The following is an 18,343-nucleotide window of genomic DNA, read 5'->3' as shown; positions in this document are numbered from 1 at the left end:
TCAAGGGTGAACTATACGAACCAGTGCCGGGTCGGAGGATTTCCCCCTGACCCGGCACTGGTTCGTTGTGGCCGCGATAGCCACGCACCTATTGAATTATGTTGGAGCCCTTTGTGACACTCGGCTAGCGCCTCGTTCCTCAGGGGGCAGGTGGCACACCTCAGGACATCGCGGCGTGCGCTCCCCGCGCCGACCAGTTCGGGCTGGCCTCGATGGCGCCGATGATGCGCGGGCGCAACTCGTCGGCGCGGATCACCGCATCCACCGAACCTACCTCGACGGCACGGCGGATGCTGTGCACCTTGTCGAATTCGGCCGCGATCTCACTGATCTTCTCCGCCCGCACCGATTGCCGAATGTCGGCCACTTCGGCGTTGAGCGCGGAGCGGTCGGGACCGGTGGCCTCGGCTGCCCGTGACTCCAGATCGCGCACCCGTGGATCGGCGCCCACTCGTTTGGCGACCTCGCCGGCGAACACCACAGCCGCCGCCGGGGCGCCACCGAGCACTGACGCGAAGGAGCCGTCGATGGCCAGGACGGTCATGTTCGGATTGAGTGCCTTGGAGAACACCACGAAGGCACCACCGTGATAGCGCGAGATTACGCAGAACACGATCGGACCGCGGAAGTTGACGATGGCCCTCCCGATCTCGGCGCCGTACTCCAACTGCAGTTTGCGCATCGACTCTGGTGACCCGTCGAATCCGGACAGGTTGGCCAGCACCACCAACGGCCGATTGCCGCTGGCCACGTTGATCGCCCGCGCCGCCTTCTTCGATGATTGTGGGAACAGCGTTCCGGCAGTGTAGGTGTCGGGACCGTCGGTGGGCTTGTACCCGCGACGCTGCACCTCACGCGACTCGATACCCAACAGGCACACCGGGATGCCGCCCAGATGCACGTCGCAGACCACGGCGGTCTCGGCGTCGGCCATGCCTGCCCACCGTTCGAGTACCGGATGGTCCTGGTCGGCGAGGGCGCGCATGACGGTTCGGATGTCGAAGGGCTTCTTGCGATCCGGGTTGCTCTCGGCCGAGAAGATCTGTCCGACCGTGGTGAAGTCGCTGCCGGCCAATACATGCGGGAAGTCGGAAACGTCGCGGTCGCTGGGGTCGCTGGTGACAGCGCGCCGCGGCGACTGCTCGCCCGGTGCGACGTAGGTGTGGTCGTAATGCGACATCAACACATCGCGCGCTGCGCCGAGGTTCGGTGCCCAGTACTGCGCCTGCCCGTTGGGGCCCATCACGCGGTCGTAGCCACCGATGCCGAAGTTGTCCTCGGCCGAAACACCGCCGGAGAAGTCCAACGACTGCTTGCCGGTCAGCACCATCGCCGAGTCCGGGGTCATCACCAGAATGCCCTTGGTGTGCATGAGCATCGTCGCCTCGGCATTCCAGTACGGCTGCGCACCGACGTTGATACCGGCGACGACGATGTTGATCTCCCCACCTGCCTGGGTGTATTCAACGACACGTTTGAGTGCCCGCGCCACCCAGTCCATGTTCTCGGTGCCCGAGTCCATCGAAATACGCGCGCCCGACGACAGCGCGTACCACTCGAGCGGGACCTGCATCTGCTCAGCCAGATCCAGTGCGGCGATGACCCGCGCACACTCCGGCTCCGACAGCGCACCCAGGGATTTCGTGGGGTCGCCGAGCAACACCACCCGCGTCACGCCGTCCGGATGCTTCTCGGTGGCGGTGGTGACCACACCCGCCACCATCGCTGCGCTGTTGCGCCCGCGCGGACGATCCACGGGCACCAGTCGCTGCTCTGCGTCGAGGTCGTATTCGGCGAAGTCACCGAGCAGACCGGCCAACTCGTACGGGTAGACGGTGTTGCGTTTGGCTGCCCGCAGCACCTTCTGCCGGTACTCGTCGACCGGTTCGATCGGTTCGTCGGCCGGCTCGCCGACCGCGACGTCGAATCCACCGGTGGCGTTGACCGAGAAGCGGATGGCGACCTTGGTCAGCTCGCCTGTGTCGCGCTCGCGCCGCCGTGCAATGAGCAGCACCTCTTCGAGCCCGACTCCGGTGGCCGCGCCTCGGAAGTAGTCGGCGATCGTGTTCAGGTCGTCGTCGAGTGCGTCGATCGGCGGCCACACGTACATGACGATCCGATTGGTGGACGACGTCAAACGCGACCCACGCTGGGCCCGCCGGATCGAATCGACACACGAGGCCAGCGTGGTCTCCGCGGTCGGCAGGGTCAGCAGCCGCCCGTCGTGCTCGCGCATGGCGGTCAGGTCACGCACCTGAGCGAAGGCGATCAGCCGCTCGTCGGCGGGGTTCTCCTTGGCCACACACCGGAACAGGTAGACCTCTTCGTCATCGGACGACGGCAACTGGGTGAGGTCGAACTTGCGTAGCCGTTCCATCTGCATGCGCTGCGCGATGTACGGGTGCAGTCCCCGAATGAGGCGTTCCTCCGACATGCCGGTTGCCGACGGTCGGAAGGTGAAGTGGTTGTGCATCCGAGCGTCGCCGCTGCCCGCGACAGTCACCGTGATCCGGTGGACCTGGGTGGGCATCGCTGTGGCGGAGATGATCTCGTGCAGCGTGGCGGCCATCGCATCGAAGGCGTCCGGCTGCTGTTCCCAGCTCAGGTAGATGTCGGCGTCGACCGACGCGGTGTCGCGGGCGAGCTCGGCGAGACCGTCCATGGTTGCGGGCAAATCGTCGAACCCGACCGCCGCCGACACGAGATTCGCGCCGTGGCGTTCGGCGACCACGAAGCTCGCGCCACCGGAGGGCTGGATGCGGATGTCGCTGAGCCCCTTGTTGCCGTAGTAGCGCCGCGTCAGCACCTCGAGCATCACCGAATTGTCGAGGTTGCCCCGCACGATGCGCTGACCGAGCAGCCGGACCAGCGGCTCGGTGCTGCGCACCATGTCCGCGATCCGCTCGGCGCGGTCGGTCGCCGTCGGGTTCTCGTCGAGGTAGCGCAACTGCTTGCGCACGTTGTTGTACACCCGGGCCCTATCCCGGCGCAGCAACGGTTGGCCGTACCAGGCGTAGATGACACCGCGGGCCAGATCGGCGATGGCCGGGAAGCGTACCTGCGTCGCTGCGACCAGACGGTCCAGCGCGCTGCCAACAGCGTCCTGGAGTTCGTCGCGCGGTGTGGGTTCGCGCAGCCACTCGCGCAGGAGTGTGCTGATCACGGTGACCGAGTCGGCCGGGTTCTGCAGCGCCAGGAAGATCCGGAAGACCGCGGCCTCCAACTCCGGGCTGCGCTCGAGATCGGGCACCCCGTAGTGGCCAAGTGCCCGACCGAGCTGGGTGTGGAAGGTCTCCGGGAGCCCGTCCCGTTCGACGTCGAGGCTCTGCAGGTACGTGTGGAAGTTCTCGCGGGCGCTGTGGACGTGTTCGACACCCAGCACCTCGCCGGACGGACGATTCTGGCTGAGCTCGGCCAGATCGGCGAACACGGTGATCAGTTCCAGCTCGTCGGCCAGCGGGCGGCGGCCGCTCTCCATCGCGTCGTGGCGGACGGCGAGGTAATCGTTGAGCAGGCGCGTCCGATCGTGCGGGTCGACGTCGAAGCCCAGTAGCTGACTGCGGAGATCCTCCTGCGTGCGAGTGGTGCGCTCGTGCGCCTGCACATCGGTGCGCTGCGCGGGCAGTTCGAGGTCGACCGCTTCGGTGGTCTCCTCGGCCGCCTCGGCGTCGTCGTCGTCGTCGGCTAGTGGCTCCAGACGCAACAGGGTCGCGCCGGTCTCGACCTGGGTGCCGACCGAGACCATGGACTCCTTGAGTCGGGAGCGCACCGGGGCACGTAGCACCGTCTCCATCTTCATGCTCTCCAGCACCAGCACCGGCGCGCCGGCCTCGACCTCGGCTCCGACCTCCAGCGGTGTGGCCACCACCAGGGCCGGCGCCGGTGATCGCAGGACACCGCCTTCGTCGCGACTCACCCGGTGGGTGACGCCGTCGACGTCGACGAGGTGGATGGGTCCGTGAGTGTCGGTGACCAAGCGGTACCGGACATGGTTGACCACCATCTGGGCGGTGTGATCGTCGAAGCGTTCGAGGTCGACATCGGCGGTGTGGGTCTCGACGCCTGCCTCGATCCCGACCCGGAAGCGGTGTGCACCGATGCGGGCGACGCGCACCCGGTAGCCGACACCACGCAGTTTGAGATCCAGCGGACGACCACTGTCGTGCTGTACCTGCGGGCGCCCACCCGACGCGGTCGACAGCAAGCGCTGCCGCTCGACGAGTTCCTCCTCCTCGTAGGCATCGATGGCGGCGGCGGCCAGTGCGATGGCCGAGTGCCTGTTGGCCACCAGGCCGCCGTCGGCGCGAACGCGGTCGATCCAGCCGGTGTCGGCGCTGCCGTCGATCACCTCGGGTCGACTGAGCAGTTCGAGGACGAAACTCTTGTTGGTGGCGCCGCCGGCGATGATGACCCGGGTTTCACGCATGGCGCGGCGTAATCGGCCGAGCGCCTCCTCGCGGTCACGTCCGTAGGCGATGATCTTGGCGATCATCGAATCGAAGTCCGCCGGAATCGTGTCGCCCTCGCTGACGCCGGTGTCGACACGGATGCCGGGGCCGGCCGGCAATTCGAGCAGCGCGATGCGGCCGGGTGCCGGCGCGAAGTCGCGGTCGGGATCTTCGGCGTTGAGCCGGGCCTCGATGGCGTGGCCCCGTTCGACCGGCGGCTCGCCCTCCAGGCGGCCACCGGAGGCCACGTGCAGTTGGGCGCGGACCAGGTCGAAACCGGTGGTGGTCTCGGTGATCGGGTGCTCGACCTGTAGTCGGGTGTTGACCTCGAGGAAGGCCAGCAGGTTCTCGCCCGGGTGGTAGAGGAACTCCACCGTGGCCGCGCCGCGATAGCCGACGGCGACGGCGAGACGCTCAGCGGAGGCCTTGAGATTGGCGACCTGGTCGGCGGGCAGCACCGGTGACGCCGATTCCTCGATGATCTTCTGGTTGCGTCGCTGCACCGAACAGTCACGCACGCCCAACGCCCACGCCGTGCCCTGGCCGTCGGCGATCACCTGGACCTCGACGTGGCGTGCACCGGTGACCAGGCGTTCCAAGAACACCACACCGCTGCCGAAGGCGCGCTCGGCCTCGTCGCGGGTGCGGGTGTAGGCATCGCGGAGTTCGGCATCGCTGGTCACCTTGCGAATACCACGGCCGCCACCGCCGGCCGTGGCCTTCAGCATCAGCGGGTAGCCGATATCGGCCGCCGCGGCCACCGCATCGTCGAGGGTGTCGACGCCACCACGGCTCCATGCCGCGACGGGCACACCGACCTCTTCGGCGATGAGCTTGGCGCCGATCTTGTCGCCGAGTTTGCGCATCGCCTCGGCAGACGGTCCGACGAAGGTCACGCCGATGCGTTCGCAGAGTTCGGCGAACAACGGGTCCTCGGCGACGAAGCCCCACCCGACCCAGGCGGCTTCGGCGCCGGTCTCGAGTAGCGCACGTTCGAGGATCTTGAGATTGAGATAGGGGCGCGACGCGGCCGGGCCCAAATCGTAGGTGACGTCAGCTGCCCGCACGAATGAGGCGTTGCGGTCGACGTCGGTGTGCAGGGCGATCACCTCGATCGGCTGTCCGGTCTCGGCGGACAGTCCGCGCACGGCGTGGATGAGCCGCATCGCGGACTCTCCCCGGTTCACGATGGCAATGCGAGTGAACATCACCGACTCCCTTCTCTGTGGTCGTGTCGGTCGGTCCGCGCGGGTGTCGCGCTCCCCGCCGAGCGGGTCGTGACGATTACCAGGTCGGGTGGCTCCGGCCGACGTTTCGGGTACATCGGCGACGGACACCGCTCGATTGTTGCGAATCGATTCCCTACGCGCGAGTACGTTGCGTGAGTCCGCGTGGCAGACCGGGCGAACACGTCGCCCGTGGGACGCCGAACCGGACCGCCGCCGCACCGAAAACAGGCCCGCAGCGGCGGGAATCCCGGCGAACGTGAACTCGTTGAGCGTCGGATCAATGCCAAAGATGAGGGATTGCTCACATTTCTTGCCGGGTGGTCGGTTGATCGCCGATGTGGTCGTCCCGGTCGCCACGTCTATCCTGACCACGACCCGTCCTCGAGATCTGGAGAGAATGCATGACACAGCTGGGAGTGGTCGGCGGCGGCACCATGGGCGCCGGGATCGCCGAGGTCGCGATCCGCGCCGGTGATGACGTCCTCGTCCTCGAACGCGACGACGCCGCGGCCGACGCCGCCCGTGCGCGCATCGACAAGTCGCTCGCACGTGGCGTGGCAAAGGGCAAGATCAGCGAAGACGACGCGCAGCAGGCCCTCGACCGGCTACGTCTCACCACGGCGGTCAAGGACTTCGGTGATCGCGAACTCGTCATCGAGGCTCTACCGGAGGTCGAATCGCTCAAGGTCGGGTTCTTCGCCGAACTCGACAAGGTGACCGCACCCGAGGCGATCCTGGCGACCAACACCTCGTCGATCCCGATCATCCGGGTCGCCAAGGACGTCGCCGATCCCTCGCGCGTGGTCGGTGTGCACTTCTTCAACCCGGTCCCGGTGATGCCGCTGGTGGAGATCATCAGCAGCCTCGCGAGCTCGCCGCAGGCGGTCGAGACGGTCACCGCCTACGCGCGCGACCATCTGGGCAAGAAGACCATCCAGGCCGGTGACCGCGGCGGCTTCGTCGTCAACGCGCTGCTCGTCCCCTACCTGGTGAGCGCCATCCGAATGTACGAGAGCGGTTATGCGTCCAAAGAGGACATCGACACCGGGATGATCAACGGGTGTGCCCACCCGATGGGGCCGTTGACCCTGACCGACACCATCGGCCTCGACGTGATCCTCGACGTCACCGAGTCGCTCTATCAGGAATTCCGCGAGCCGCACCTCGCGCCGCCGCCGCTGCTGCAGCGCATGGTGGAGGCCGGCTACCTCGGCAAGAAGAGCGGTAAGGGCTTCTACGACTACGCGAAGTAGACCCCCCTTCGTGACGCTCGCAAGCTCGCTCCTCAGGGGTCGGGCCGCTGGTCCCTGAGGAGGCCGGAGCTTGCGGATGCCGTCACGAAGGGCAGTCGCCGCGACGATCATCCGCTCAGTGCGCGAGACCTTCGTCCTTGCTGCCATAGGCATCGCGCAGCTTCGGCTTGACCACCTTGCCGCCGGCGTTGCGTGGCAGTTCGTCGATGATGACGAGGTCCTTGGGCTGTTTGAAGCGGGCCAGGCTCTCGTTGAGAAACGGCTCGAGTTCGGCCAACGTCAGGTCGTCGACGCCTTCGGCGAGCACCACCACTGCGACCGGCACCTCTCCCCACTTCTCGTGGGCGCGCCCGATCACCGCGGCCTCGGTGATCTTGGGATGGGAGAACAACACGTTCTCCACCTCGGCGCAGTAGACGTTCTCACCGCCGGAGATGATCATGTCCTTCGCACGGTCGACGACGTAGAGGAAGCCCTCCTCGTCCTCGCGCACCAGGTCGCCGGAGTGGAACCAACCACCGCGGAACGCATCCGCGGTGCCCTGCGGATTCTGCCAGTACCCCTTCATCATGTTGGGTCCGCGGTAGACGATCTCACCGACCTCGCCGCGCTTGACGTCATTCATCATGGGATCGACGATGCGTGCGGTCACCGCCGGCACAACCTTGCCGACCGAACCGATCTTGCGCAGCGCGTCCTTGCCTTCGAGGATGCAGGTGATCGGCGACATCTCTGTCTGTCCGAAAGCGGTCATGTTCATCGCTTGTGGGAAGTTCTGGTTCATCGCGTTGAGGACCGTGTCCGACGCAGGCGCGGCGCCCCAACTGATGGTCCGCAGTTTGAGATCGCGCGGACGCGCCTGCTGCGCGGCACATACCGCCTGCCACTGGGCGGGCACCATGAACACCGAAGTCGTCCCCTCGCGTTCCAGCGTGTCCAGCATGTCGTCGGGATCGAAGGCGCCCAACGGGTGGATCACCGATCGGACACCGCGATAGAAGACCGGCGCGAACGCCGCGACTCCCGCGATGTGGAAGATGGGCGGCACCACGGATGCGACGTCATCCTCGCCGCTCTCCCCCGACGTGGCGATCACCGTCATCGCCTGCGCCTGGAGGTTCTGGTGAGTCAACATGGCGCCCTTGGGTTTACCGGTTGTGCCAGAGGTGTACATGATGAGGGCCACGGCATCCTCGGGTACATCGATCTCGGGCAGATCCGACGGGTCCTCGGTCAGCAGCGCCGCATAGTCGAGGTGGTCGGAGTCGGCCGGCCGATCGACCACGATGATGCCCTCGACGCCCCCGGCCGACGCGACGGCAGCGTCGATCAGCGGCGCCAGCATCGCCTCGGTCACCACCATCTTCGAACCGCTGTCGGTCAGCAAGAACGCGACCTCGGCCGGGCTCATCCGGATGTTCACCGGTACCGGGATCGCGCCGATCAGGTTGGCACCGAGAACAGCCTCGATGTACTCCGTGCGATTCAGCATCGCCATGAGCACGCGATCCCCGAATCGGACGCCGCGCCGGTGCAGGGCGGCCGCAAACGCGTGGGTTCGTTCCTCGAGTTGCCGCCACGTGGTCGCCCGGTCGAGGTACTTCACCGCGACCTGATCGGGCACCATGAACGAGTGTCGGCGGATCTGGTTGTTCCAATGGTTACGCCGTGAACGGATCGGCTCGGTGGTCAGTTCGCTGGTCTGTCCGCTGGCGGTGGCAGTCATCCTCGTCTGTTCCCCTGTCGTGAAAGTGTGGGGCCATCGGGCACCCCGGAATTGTGGCCTCGACCACACAGTAGGTCGGGCTGCCGGTGTTCCGAGGGCGAATCGGCGATTCGCCGGGCGCCCGATGCCCCATGGTCGTCAGCCTTGGATCGACTTCACTTCCAGAAACTCCTCAAGCCCGAATTGTCCTGCCTCGCGGCCGATTCCGGACTGCTTGTACCCGCCGAAAGGCGCGTCGAGATTCATCCCGGCGTCGTTGACGGCGATCTGGCCGGCGCGGATCTTGCGCGCGACCTGCTGGGCGCGCTCCGTCGAGCCCGACCACACCCCACCGGCCAGTCCGTAGATCGTGTCGTTGGCGATCGCGACGGCCTCCTCCTCGGTGTCGTACGGCTCGATCGCCAATACCGGGCCGAAGATCTCCTCGCGGTGGATCGTCATCTCCGGTGTGACATCGGAGAACACCGTCGGCGACAGGTAGGCACCCCCGCCCTCCGCGGGCTCGGTCTGGCCGCCGGTCACCACCCGGGCGCCCTCGTCGATGCCCTTACGGATGTAGCCGAGCACGCGTTCCTGCTGGGTGCGCGAGGACAACGGGCCCAGGACGGTGGTCTCGTCCGTCGGGTCACCCACCGTGATCGATTCGGTGACCGCCTTGGCTATGCCCTCGACCTCGGCCAGCTTGGCGCGGGGCACCAGCAGGCGGGTCAATGCCGAACACGTCTGGCCGGAGTTGATCATCGCCGCCTGCACGGCGGCCGGCACCGCGGCGTTCAGGTCGGCATCGTCGAGCAGGATGTTGGGGCTCTTGCCGCCGAGCTCGAGGGAGACCCGCTTCACGGTCCCCGATGCCAGTTCGCTCACTCGCCGTCCGGCGCGGGTGGATCCGGTGAAGCTCACCAGGTCGACGTCGGGATGAGACGCGATCGCCTCCCCCACCTCGGGTCCGGTGCCGAACACGACGTTGAAGACACCGGCCGGAAGGCCAGCCGCCTCGACGATCTCGGCGAGAATGATCGCGTTGAGCGGAGTGTTCTCACTCGGTTTCACGACGACGGTGTTGCCCGCGGCCATGCCGTAGGCGGCTTTGAGGGCGATCTGATGCAGCGGGTAGTTCCACGGCGTGATCGCTCCGATGACGCCGTAGGGTTCGCGGACGATCGTCGAGCCCCGGTAGCTCTGTTCGAATTCGAACTCGGTGACGATCGTGGCCGATTGGGCAAAGCTGTTGATCGGCAACGGAACCTGAGCGGCCCGAGCGAACGAGAGGGGTGAGCCCATCTCGCTGGAGATCACTTCTGCCAGTTCATCGGCCCGCTCGGTGAGTCCTTGTGCGATGGCACCGAGGTAGCGGGCGCGCTCGGACACCGGCGTGGCCGCCCAGCTGTCGAATGCCGCACGCGCGGCGGCGACGGCGCGGTCGACGTCGTCGGCGGAGCCGGCCCCGACCTCAGCGATGATCTCGTCGGTCGCGGGGTTGGTCACCGGCAGCAGCGAACTTCCCGTCGCGGGAACCCATTGGCCGTTGATGTAGTGGTCCTTGTGTGTCCGCATGTGGTTCTCCTCAGTAGTCCTGATCGGTGTAGACGACGACTCCGCGCAGGTTCTTGCCCTCGGCCATGTCGCGATAGCCCTGATTGATGTCCTCGAGCCGATACGTCGTGGTCACGAGCTCGTCGAGCTTGAGGTGTCCGGTCCGATACAGGTGCAACAGCTTGGGGATCTGCGTGCGCGGACCGACCCCGCCGAAGATGGCCCCCTGCACCCGCTTCTGCAGCAAGGTCAACTCGAACAGATTGAGATCGACCTGCCCGTCCTGGAAATCGCCCATGCCGGTGACCACGACCTGCCCGCCCTTGGCGGTCAGTCCCAGGGCCTGCTGGACGTGCTCACCGGAGATCACCCCGACGGTGATGATCACGACGTCGGCCATGTGCCCCCAGGTGAGGTCCGGCAGCTCGGCGATCGCCTCGTCCACCGTGGAGTAGGTGTGTGTCGCACCGAACTCCATGGCCTTCTTCTGTTTGAACTCGACCGGGTCGATGGCGATGACGTAGCGGGCACCGGCGAACGCGGCGCCCTGGACGGCGTTGATCCCGACGCCGCCGACGCCCATCACCACGACGACGTCGCCGGGGCGGGTGTCGCCGATCTCGGTCGCCGAGCCCCACCCCGTCGAGACACCACAGCCCAGCAACGCCGCCTTGTCCAACGGGATGTCCTTCTCGATCTTGACGACCGACGCCTGGTGGACCGTGACATAGGGCGCGAACGTGCCCAGCAGGCACATCTGTAGCACCGGCTGCCCGTTGCGGCTGACCCGGTAGCTCTTGTCCGAGATGGCCTGACCCGACAGCAGTCCCGCGCCTTCGTCGCACAGGTTCTGCCGACCGGTGGCACACGCCGGACACGTGCCACAGGCGGGGATGAACGCCAAAACGACGTGATCGCCCTCCTCCAGCCCGGTGACACCCGGCCCGACCTTGGTGATGACCCCCGCTCCTTCGTGGCCGCCTAGGACGGGCATGAACGGCACCGGGCTGGAGCCGCTCTGCAGATGTGCGTCGGAGTGGCAGAGGCCAGACGCTGCCAGTTTGACCTGTACCTCCCCCGCAACCGGCTCGCCCAGCTCGACGTCGTCGATCTTCCATTCGGCGCCGACATCCTCGAGGATCGCTGCTTTGGTCTTCATTTGTCTGCTCCTTAGAACTCGGTGGGAACTCGGGCAAAAGCTCCGGCGCACGCACAGGTGCGCAGGACAGACGCACCGGTGACCCGCTTCGCACCGAAACTCAGCGTGTGACACCTGTCACTTCGGTCGTGGATGAGCGTATGGTCGGACTCCCGGGTGACAACAGGCCATCCGCGGCCAGAACCACTGCAATTGCGGCCATCTTCGAGCTGGACACTTGTCCCACAAAGGTGCAGGTCACAACGGCGGGTTCGTTGCCGTGATCTGGATGAGGCGTGATACTGCTCACAGGGCAGGGTGTGCGTCTGAGGAGAGGATGACAGCGTGACGATGATCGTCGAAGCCGGCGGGGAGCTGGACGACTCCGATCCTGCTGACCCCGTGTTCGCCCGCATGCCGGATCCGTGGGACCACCCCCGCACGACGGCCGGCGTGGCCATCATCTGCGACTATGCACAGCGGCACGGGAGTGCGATCGAGCGTCTGCTCGACGGCAGTGGGCTGACCCGCGCATCGCTGGGTGACGCCACCGTCCTGATCGAGGCGCAGCAGGAGATCGTCGTCATCCGAAACCTGCTCGATGCCCTCGGGCACCGACCGGCAATCGGGGCGGAGATCGGTCGGGAGTATCACCTGACGTCCTACGGTTACTACGGCTACCTGCTCCAGGCATGTGAGATCGTCGCCGACATGGTGCGCTGCGGGCTGCGGTACTCGCCGCTGACGTTCGCATTCGCCACCATGACCGGTGAGTTACTCGCCGGCGAGCGGTGGTCGCTCACCGCGCACACCGACGGTGTGCCCGACGACATCGCCGCATTCGTGATCGAACGCGATCTGAGCGCCAGCGTGCAAATGCAACGTGAACTGTTCGCCGGGACCGGCGTCACGCCGCTGCAGGAAGTGCGGTTCGCCCATCGCGTCGAGGATGCGGCGGTGCGTCGGGCCTACACCGAGGTCTTCGACGCTCCGGTTCGATTCGGTTGTACGCGTGACGAATTGATTTTCGAGCGGTCCTACCTGGACCTTCCGTTGCCGATGGCCAACCCGCACACCGCTGCGGTGATCATCGAGCAGTGCGAGCGAATTCGAGCAGAAAGGCTGCATGCCAACGGGATCGCCGGACGCGTGCGTGCCTACCTGCTCGATAGGCCGTCGCTGGACTGCACTCTCGAAGAGTGCGCTGCCGACCTGCACTACTCCGCACGGACCCTGCGTCGCGGCCTGACGCGTGAGGGTACGTCGTACCGCGCCATCCATGACGATGTGCGTCGAAGCCTCGCCCATGACCTCATGCGGGACACGAATCTGCCGCGTACGCAGATCGCCGAACGTTTGGGATATCGCGATTGGTCGAGTTTCTCGCGTGCGATGCGCCGGTGGGCGGGCACGGCACACGCACAATGACGTCGACGTCGGTTCCCCGCAGGAGCACCCACGGGGAACCGACGTCGCGCAGGGCCGGCCTCAGACCAGTTCGAACCCGTGGTACCCGGTCACTGCGATCCCGTCGAGGATCTGCTGGTAAGTGCCCACCCCACCGACGAACGGCAACGCGGCACGAGGTTTTCCGGGCACGTTGGCGCCCATATACCACGACGGAGCCTGCTTGAGCAGCGTCATGTCGGCGGCGTCATTGGTCGTGTTGACCCAGTTGTCCTCGGCCGCCACGTCCGGCTCGATGCGTGTCAGGCCGTGTTCGCGCAGGTGGCTCAACGCGGCGCTGATCCACTCCACGTGGGTCTCGATGGACGTCACCATGTTCGACAGCACCGACGGGCTCTGCGGTCCGGTCACGGTGAACAGGTTCGGGAAACCGGCCGACATCAGTCCGAGGTACGTCCGCGGTCCGTCGGACCACTTGTCGCGCAGCGTTTGTGCGCCGTGGCGGATGTCGATCGCCGCCAGCGCCCCGGTCATCGCGTCGAAACCGGTGGCCAGGATGATCACGTCGAACTCGTGGTCGGTCCCCCCGGCCCGGATCCCGTGTTCGGTGATGCGTTCGATCGGTTGTTCATTGACGTCGACCAGCGTCACATTGGGTTGGTTGTAGACCTCGTAGTAGCCGGTGTCCACGCACATCCGTTTGGCCGCGATCGGGTACGACCGAGGAGTCAGCTTCTCGGCCACCGCCGGATCGTGCACCTTGTCCTTGATGCGGTTGCGCACATACTCGGCGGCCCGGGCATTCGCCTCCTCGTTCTGCAGGAGATCGCGGAAGGACTGCTGGAAGCACAGGCCACCATCGTCGTAGCGCATATGCAGTTCCGAACGGATGCGCCCATCGTCGAGGTCGTCGAAGAACGGCGGAAGTTCATCGCCACAAGGTATTCCGCCGACCGAGAGTCGGCTCTCCGCCCGGAAGTCGTCGTAGTGGGTCTTCAATTCCGCCAGTTCTTCGGCGATGAGCCGGTTCTGCGCGGGGACGGCGTAGGTTGGGGTCCGTTGGAACACCGTCAGCGAACCGACCGTGGGTGCGATGGCCGTGATTGTCTGAATTCCCGACGATCCGGTGCCGATGACCGCGACCCGTTTGTCGGCGAAATCCACCTCGTCGGTGGGCCAGTCCCAGGTCCAGTACACGTCCCCGGCGAAGTCGTCGAGGCCGGGGAACTCGGGAAGCAGCGGTTTGGACAGACATCCGGTCGCGGCGACGACGTAGCGCGCGGTGATCGTCGCCCCGCTCTCGGTGGTTGCGGTCCACATGTCCTGCGGATCGTCGAAATCGAGCGATACGACCCGAGTGTCGAATGAGATGTCCGTGCGCAGGTTGAGCTTGTCCGCAACGTGTTCGAGGTAGGCGAGAATCTCGGGTTGCGCCGCATAGCGCTCGGTCCAGTTCCACTCCTGCTGCAATTCGGGATCGAAAGAGTAGGAGTAACCGATCGATTCGATGTCGCATCGCGCGCCGGGATATCGATTCCAGTACCAGGTGCCGCCCACCTGCGGCCCGGCCTCGACGACATGGGCATCGAATCCCAGTTCGCGGAGTTTGTGAAGTTGATACAGGCCGGAGAAACCGGCGCCGATGATCAGTACGTCCCGGTCAGGCATCGCTGGTGGCCTCTTCCTGTGGCGCGCTGGTGTGCGCGTGATTACTGATGAAGGTGGTGATGTGGTCGGCGACGAGCGCTATGCCGGTCTGATAGCCCGGCAAGATATTCGCCATCTGGAAGTAGATGTGCATCTGTCCTTCTGCCTCGGCGAGGGTGACCGGTACACCGGCCTTCTCCAGCGCCCGGGCGTAGGCCACCCCCTCGTCATGCAGCGGGTCGTATTGGCAGACATAGACCAACGCGGGTGGCAGGCCCGACAGGTCGGCGGCGCGCAGTGGTGATGCGTCGGGGTGGGTTCGGGCCGCGACGTCGGGCAAATAGTGGTCCCAGAACCAGATCATCGTGTCCCGGCTGAGCATCAGTTGGTTCTCGGGGTCCACGTAGGACGGCGTGTCGACATCGCAGTCGGTGACCGGATACACCAGGGCCTGATAGTCGATCTGTGGGCCACGGCGGTCGCGTGCCCAGTGGGTCATCACCGCGGCGATGTTGCCGCCGGCGCTGTCGCCCGCGACGATCAGCGGCGCGCCGGTTGTGGCGAGTTCGGCGAGATGTTCGGCAGCCCAGCACAAGCCGAGGTAGCTGTCCTCGATCGCGGTCGGGAACCGATGCTCCGGCGCCTTCCGATAATTGACGAGGACGACCGTCGACCGCGTGCGGTTCGCCAGATCGCGCCCGACATGGTCGTACTGCAGATCGATGTCACCCAGCACCCAACCGCCGCCGTGGAAGTAGACGATCACCGCTTCGGGTTCTCCCTCGGGAATGAGTGCGCGCACCCGGAACAGGCCGCCGTCAGCACCCTTGAGCTTGACGTTGCGGACCGCACCGACCTCCGGTCCCCGACCACTCATGCCGGCGAAGATGGGTCCGGTCATCCTGGCCAGTGCCGGTGTCTGTTCGCTGATCGGTGGCTGGCGTTCCTCGGCGAGTTGCTGCAACAGCCCCTGTGATACCGGTTCGAGCGGCATTCTTGTCCCCTTCTGCCTCGGCGGGGGTCGGATGACTCCCGCAGCCGAACTGTGATGTCGATCACCATCAACATAGAGCGCCGTTGGGTGCCGACAACAGCACCATTCGGGCCAACACTCGGCAATTCGGGCCACTCGGCACACCCCGGTAGGGTCGGGTCATGGAACTGAACGGGGTTGGTATCTGGAGTTCACCGCTGCGTTATGGCGATTCCGCGGAGGCGGCCGAGGCGGCGGCCGAGCTCGACGAGCTCGGGTTCACCGCGCTGTGGGTGCCCGATGTCGGTGGGCCGCTGATGGATTCGGTGGAGAACCTACTTGGGGCGACCACCAAGGCGGTCATCGCCACCGGCATCCTGAACATGTGGATGCATGAGCCGGCAGACGTCGCAGCGGCGCACGCGCGCCTCACCGCAGAACACGGACCTCGGTTCCTGGTGGGACTGGGGATCAGCCACGCGCCGTTGATCGATGCCCAGGAGGCCGGTCGGTACCGGAAGCCGTTGGCCACCACCAAAGCCTTTCTCGACGGTCTTGACGCGGCGGCCGATCCGGTTCCGGTCGACAGTCGCGTCCTGGCCGCGTTGGGTCCCAAGATGCTCGCGTTGGCATCTGAACGCAGCCGCGGAGCGCACCCGTATCTGGTGACACCCGAGCACACCGCGATTGCGCGTGCGGCCGTGGGCGAGGGACCGTTGGTCGCTCCCGAGCAGACGGCGATCCTGGCGTCGGACCGCGATGAGGCGCGCGCTATCGGCACCAAGTGGCTCACCGGCTACCTCGCAATGCCCAACTACGCCAACAACCTCCTGCGCCTGGGCTTTTCCGAAGACGATCTGCAGACGGTCAGCGACCGACTGTTCGACGCACTGATCGCCTGGGGTGACGAAGCGGTCGTGCTCGACCGGATCGAGGCACATCGTGCGGCGGGCGCCGATCATGTCTGCGTCCAGGTCCTCCAGGCCGACCATCGCGCGATGCCCCGCGAGCAGTGGCGGAGATTGGCTGCCGCCCTGAGGTAGCGGGCGTCGGATGGAGCATTGCACGGAATGTGCGTAGCGTGGAACGCGGACTGCACCCGAGGAATATACCCGTAGGGGTATGCATTGGAAGTGTCATGAGCACTCGTGAGATCACCATCGACAATCTGCAAGAGACCATCGGCCAGGACGGCATCGTCCTGCTGGACTTCTGGGCGGGATGGTGCGGACCGTGCCGCCAGTTCGCGCCAGTGTTCGAGAAGGCGTCCGAGACGAACGACGACATCGTGTTCGGCAAGGTCGACACCGAGGCAGAGCAGCAGCTCGCCGGCGGGTTCGGCATCCGATCGATTCCCACCCTGATGGCCTTCCGAGATGGTGTCCTGGTTTTCAACCAGCCGGGAGCACTGCCTGCTGCGCAGCTCGACGAATTGATCGGCGCGGTCCGCGACCTCGACATGGATCAGGTGCGCGCCGAGATCGCCGCCGCCGAGAAGGAACAAACCAACAGCTGAGCGCTGGGGCGGGCCAGCCCGACGACGTGTGAGGTGATCGTGCCGATTGTCGGCACGTTCACCTCACTTTCGACGTCGAGTCGAAACGCGACCGTGGTCTGTCGGGCGAATCCGTAGGGTGGAGTCGTGGACGACTCTCGACGGTGTCTGGTGACCGGAGCCACGGGCTACGTCGGTGGCCGCTTGGCGCCCCGCCTGCTGGCCCGCGGACATCGGGTGCGGGCGCTGGCCCGCACCCCGGCCAAGATCGCCGATGCGCCCTGGGCCGCCAACTCCCGTGCAGAGGTGGTGCGTGGCGACCTGTCCGACCGTGATTCCCTGCTCGAAGCTTTCGTCGACATCGACGTTGTCTATCACCTGGTGCATTCAATGAGCACCGACGCCGACTTCGCCGACGAGGAGCGGCGGTCCGCACAGAACGTGGTGGCCGCGGCGTCGGCCTGTGGGGTGTCGCGCATCGTGTATCTGGGCGGTCTGCATCCCGAGGGTGTGGAGTTGTCCGAGCATCTGGCATCACGCGCCGAGGTCGGCGAGATCCTGATCGATTCGGGGATCGAGACGGTGGCGCTGCAGGCGGGCACCCTGATCGGATCGGGGTCGGCATCCTTCGAGCTGATCCGGCACCTCACCGAGCGATTGCCGGTGATGACCACACCACGGTGGGTGCACAACAAGATCCAGCCGATCGCCGTCGGCGACGCGTTGCACTATCTGGTCGAGGCAGCCACCGCTGACGTGCCGACGTCACGGACGTGGGATCTCGGCGGACCGGACGTCCTGGAATACGGCGACATGATGCAGCGATACGCCGAGGTCGCGGGCCTGCCCCCACGACGGATGATCGTCCTGCCCTACCTCACCCCCACCATCGCGAGTCGCTGGGTGCGCCTGGTGACCCCGATCAGGGGCAAGATCGCCCGCCCACTGATCGAGTCACTGGAGTGCGATGCGATCTGCCACGAACACGACATCGACGATGTGATCGCCCCGCCGACCGGCGGACTCATGACCTATCGCGCGGCGCTGGCCGCGACGCTGCAGCGGGTGGCCCGCGGCGACAACTCGGTGGAGTGGTCGAACGCGACCGCCGACACATGCGCTGCCGAACCTCTACCCACCGACCCGCCATGGGCCGGAGAGGTGTCGTTCGGCACCGTCGATCGACGCGTCGAGGACCGGTCAGCCCCCGATCTGTGGCGGCGCCTGCGATCGCGCACGGGCACGCGCTGGGAGGTCGTGGCGGCCACCGAGCCGACGCATCTGCGGATGGGGACCGAGCGCGGACAGCCCGGCCGCGCGTTCGTCGATCATGCGATCACCGACAGATCCGCCGACGGACACGTCGGCGCCGAACTCGTCACGACCTCGACGTTCTTTCCACGGGGACTCGGCGGTCTCCTCTACTGGCGGATCGGCGTAGCGTTACGAGCGCTCGGGGCTTCGCGCTGGGACCCGTTCCGATGACAGGTTGTG

11 protein-coding genes are annotated in these 18,343 nt (G+C 66.1%); 5 read left to right on the top strand and 6 right to left on the bottom strand.

The genetic code is table 11. The features are described from left to right. Nucleotides 1-160: 160 nt before the first annotated feature. On the bottom strand, nucleotides 161-5,656 hold the full coding sequence (locus tag ACIGKQ_RS20805) for a carboxyl transferase domain-containing protein (protein WP_396574817.1): 5,496 nt from the start codon (nucleotides 5,654-5,656) through the stop codon (nucleotides 161-163). Between the two features lie 422 nt (nucleotides 5,657-6,078). On the opposite strand from ACIGKQ_RS20805, the gene ACIGKQ_RS20800 reads away from it, so the two are divergent. Next, nucleotides 6,079-6,930, top strand: coding sequence for a 3-hydroxybutyryl-CoA dehydrogenase (locus tag ACIGKQ_RS20800; RefSeq protein WP_235726343.1), 852 nt, complete (start codon nucleotides 6,079-6,081; stop codon nucleotides 6,928-6,930). Nucleotides 6,931-7,045: 115 nt separating this feature from the next. On the opposite strand, the gene fadD5 is transcribed toward ACIGKQ_RS20800, so the two are convergent. The 3 genes from fadD5 to ACIGKQ_RS20785 all read right to left on the bottom strand — a co-directional run bounded on the left by fadD5 (nucleotide 7,046) and on the right by ACIGKQ_RS20785 (nucleotide 11,348). Next, nucleotides 7,046-8,656, bottom strand: coding sequence for a fatty-acid--CoA ligase FadD5 (gene fadD5, locus ACIGKQ_RS20795; protein WP_396574816.1), 1,611 nt, complete (start codon nucleotides 8,654-8,656; stop codon nucleotides 7,046-7,048). A 138-nt stretch (nucleotides 8,657-8,794) separates the two neighbouring features. After that, nucleotides 8,795-10,210 (bottom strand): aldehyde dehydrogenase family protein, encoded by a 1,416-nt coding sequence (locus ACIGKQ_RS20790; protein ID WP_396574815.1) that lies wholly within the window; start codon nucleotides 10,208-10,210, stop codon nucleotides 8,795-8,797. A 10-nt stretch (nucleotides 10,211-10,220) separates the two neighbouring features. Beyond that, the gene (locus tag ACIGKQ_RS20785) at nucleotides 10,221-11,348 is read right to left on the bottom strand and encodes an NDMA-dependent alcohol dehydrogenase (protein ID WP_235725997.1); all 1,128 of its coding nucleotides are present in this window, start codon (nucleotides 11,346-11,348) and stop codon (nucleotides 10,221-10,223) included. A gap of 330 nt (nucleotides 11,349-11,678) precedes the next feature. Between ACIGKQ_RS20785 and ACIGKQ_RS20780 the strand changes: the two genes are divergently transcribed. Continuing rightward, entirely contained in the window at nucleotides 11,679-12,755 is a 1,077-nt protein-coding gene (locus tag ACIGKQ_RS20780; protein WP_396574839.1) for an AraC family transcriptional regulator, read from the top strand. A 60-nt stretch (nucleotides 12,756-12,815) separates the two neighbouring features. On the opposite strand, the gene ACIGKQ_RS20775 is transcribed toward ACIGKQ_RS20780, so the two are convergent. Next, nucleotides 12,816-14,402 (bottom strand): flavin-containing monooxygenase, encoded by a 1,587-nt coding sequence (locus ACIGKQ_RS20775; RefSeq protein WP_396574814.1) that lies wholly within the window; start codon nucleotides 14,400-14,402, stop codon nucleotides 12,816-12,818. Further along, on the bottom strand, nucleotides 14,395-15,375 hold the full coding sequence (locus ACIGKQ_RS20770; protein ID WP_235725999.1) for an alpha/beta hydrolase: 981 nt from the start codon (nucleotides 15,373-15,375) through the stop codon (nucleotides 14,395-14,397). Before ACIGKQ_RS20770 ends, ACIGKQ_RS20775 begins: the two co-directional genes overlap by 8 nt. Nucleotides 15,376-15,536: 161 nt before the next feature. Here ACIGKQ_RS20770 and ACIGKQ_RS20765 point away from each other — a divergent pair, with 161 nt between their 5' ends. From ACIGKQ_RS20765 to ACIGKQ_RS20755, 3 genes are all read left to right on the top strand, one after another. Then, nucleotides 15,537-16,397, top strand: coding sequence for an LLM class F420-dependent oxidoreductase (locus tag ACIGKQ_RS20765; RefSeq protein WP_328714427.1), 861 nt, complete (start codon nucleotides 15,537-15,539; stop codon nucleotides 16,395-16,397). Between the two features lie 95 nt (nucleotides 16,398-16,492). Beyond that, the gene (gene trxA / locus ACIGKQ_RS20760) at nucleotides 16,493-16,870 is read left to right on the top strand and encodes a thioredoxin (protein ID WP_235726001.1); all 378 of its coding nucleotides are present in this window, start codon (nucleotides 16,493-16,495) and stop codon (nucleotides 16,868-16,870) included. 126 nt (nucleotides 16,871-16,996) lie between these two features. Beyond that, on the top strand, nucleotides 16,997-18,334 hold the full coding sequence (locus tag ACIGKQ_RS20755) for an NAD(P)H-binding protein (RefSeq protein ID WP_235726002.1): 1,338 nt from the start codon (nucleotides 16,997-16,999) through the stop codon (nucleotides 18,332-18,334). The last annotated feature ends 9 nt before the right edge of the window (nucleotides 18,335-18,343 follow it).

Origin of the sequence: Gordonia sp. NPDC062954 (genome assembly GCF_044543825.1) — a bacterium.
GTDB lineage: Bacteria > Actinomycetota > Actinomycetes > Mycobacteriales > Mycobacteriaceae > Gordonia > Gordonia tangerina.
The sequence above is the reverse complement of the archived record's forward strand: the minus strand, read 5'-3'. Positions and strand labels throughout refer to the sequence as shown.

What these genes read in the sequence shown, in the direction of transcription:
- ACIGKQ_RS20765 (WP_328714427.1), top strand. Translation starts at nt 15,537, where the DNA reads ATGGAACTGAACGGGGTTGGTATCTGGAGTTCACCGCTGCGTTATGGC.
- ACIGKQ_RS20790 (WP_396574815.1), bottom strand. Translation starts at nt 10,210, where the DNA reads ATGCGGACACACAAGGACCACTACATCAACGGCCAATGGGTTCCCGCG.
- ACIGKQ_RS20805 (WP_396574817.1), bottom strand. Translation starts at nt 5,656, where the DNA reads ATGTTCACTCGCATTGCCATCGTGAACCGGGGAGAGTCCGCGATGCGG.
- fadD5 (WP_396574816.1), bottom strand. Translation starts at nt 8,656, where the DNA reads ATGACTGCCACCGCCAGCGGACAGACCAGCGAACTGACCACCGAGCCG.
- ACIGKQ_RS20775 (WP_396574814.1), bottom strand. Translation starts at nt 14,402, where the DNA reads ATGCCTGACCGGGACGTACTGATCATCGGCGCCGGTTTCTCCGGCCTG.
- ACIGKQ_RS20770 (WP_235725999.1), bottom strand. Translation starts at nt 15,375, where the DNA reads ATGCCGCTCGAACCGGTATCACAGGGGCTGTTGCAGCAACTCGCCGAG.
- trxA (WP_235726001.1), top strand. Translation starts at nt 16,493, where the DNA reads ATGAGCACTCGTGAGATCACCATCGACAATCTGCAAGAGACCATCGGC.
- ACIGKQ_RS20785 (WP_235725997.1), bottom strand. Translation starts at nt 11,348, where the DNA reads ATGAAGACCAAAGCAGCGATCCTCGAGGATGTCGGCGCCGAATGGAAG.
- ACIGKQ_RS20780 (WP_396574839.1), top strand. Translation starts at nt 11,679, where the DNA reads ATGATCGTCGAAGCCGGCGGGGAGCTGGACGACTCCGATCCTGCTGAC.
- ACIGKQ_RS20800 (WP_235726343.1), top strand. Translation starts at nt 6,079, where the DNA reads ATGACACAGCTGGGAGTGGTCGGCGGCGGCACCATGGGCGCCGGGATC.